Origin of the sequence: Burkholderia sp. L27(2015) (genome assembly GCF_009765705.1) — a bacterium.
GTDB lineage: Bacteria > Pseudomonadota > Gammaproteobacteria > Burkholderiales > Burkholderiaceae > LMUX01.
In genome coordinates, this window is sequence record NZ_LMUX01000027.1 from 1 (window position 1) to 1,257 (window position 1,257).

Genomic DNA, 1,257 nt, shown 5'->3' on the forward strand with positions numbered 1-1,257 from the left:
AATCTGACGTCGACGCAGGTCAGTACGCTGACCACGGCAGAAGTCTCGAAGCTGAGCACCGCGCAGGTTGCCGCGCTCGTTGGCGGCGGCCATCTCGGGTCGTTGACGTCGTCGGCTGCAAACGCGCTGTCGGCGGCTCAGATCGGCGCACTGGGCACGGCAGGTCTGACGACACTGGCAACTATCACCGGTGAAGCGCTGGGCACGGCACAGGTCTCGGGCCTGACCACGGCACAGGTGGCGAATCTGTCGTCGACGCAAGTGAGTGCGCTGACCACGGCGGAAGTCTCGAAGCTGACGAGCGCGCAATTCTCGGCGCTCGTAGGTGGTGGCCATATTGGGTCGTTGACGTCGTCGGCTGCAAACGCGCTGTCGGCTGCGCAGATCGGCGCACTGGGCACGGCAGGTCTGACGACATTGGCGGGTATCGCCGGTGAAGTGCTGGGCACGGCACAGGTCGCAGGCCTGACCACGGCACAGGTGGCGAATCTGACGACGACGCAAGTGAGTGCGCTGACCACGGCGGAAGTCTCTAAGTTGAGCACCGCGCAATTCTCGGCGCTCGTAGGCGGCGGCCACCTCGGGTCGTTGACGTCGTCGGCTGCAAACGCGCTGTCGGCTACGCAGATCGGCGCGCTGGGCACGGCAGGTCTGACGACACTGGCGACTATCACCGGTGAAGCGCTGGGCACGGCACAGGTCACGGGCCTGACCACGGCACAGGTGGCGAATCTGACGTCGACGCAAGTGAGTGCGCTGACCACGGCGGACGTCTCGAAGCTGAGCACCGCGCAGGTTGCCGCGCTCGTTACCGGCGGGAATCTTGGGTCGTTGACGTCGTCGGCTGCAAACGCGCTGTCGGCGGCGCAGATCGGCGCACTGGGCACGGCAGGTCTGACGACGCTGGCGGGTATCGCCGGTGAAACGCTGGGCACGGCACAGGTCTCTGGCCTGACTACGGCACAGGTGGCGAATCTGACGTCGACGCAAGTGAGTGCGCTGACCACGTCGGAAGTCTCGAAGCTGACGACCGCGCAATTCTCGGCGCTCGTAGGCAACGCCCATCTCGGGTCGTTGACGTCGTCGGCTGCAAACGCACTGTCGGCTACGCAGATCGGCGCACTGGGCACGGCAGGCCTGACGACACTGTTGGGTATCGCCGGTGAAACGCTGGGCACGGCACAGGTCTCGGGCCTGACCACGGCACAGGTGGCGAATCTGACGTCGACGCAGGTCAGTACGCTGACCACGGCAGAA

General features: G+C 65.6%; 1 pseudogene. It reads left to right on the forward strand.

Annotated elements, in window-relative coordinates:
• Nucleotides 1-1,257 (forward strand): annotated as a pseudogene (locus GSQ77_RS29325) (heme utilization protein); the annotation flags it as partial.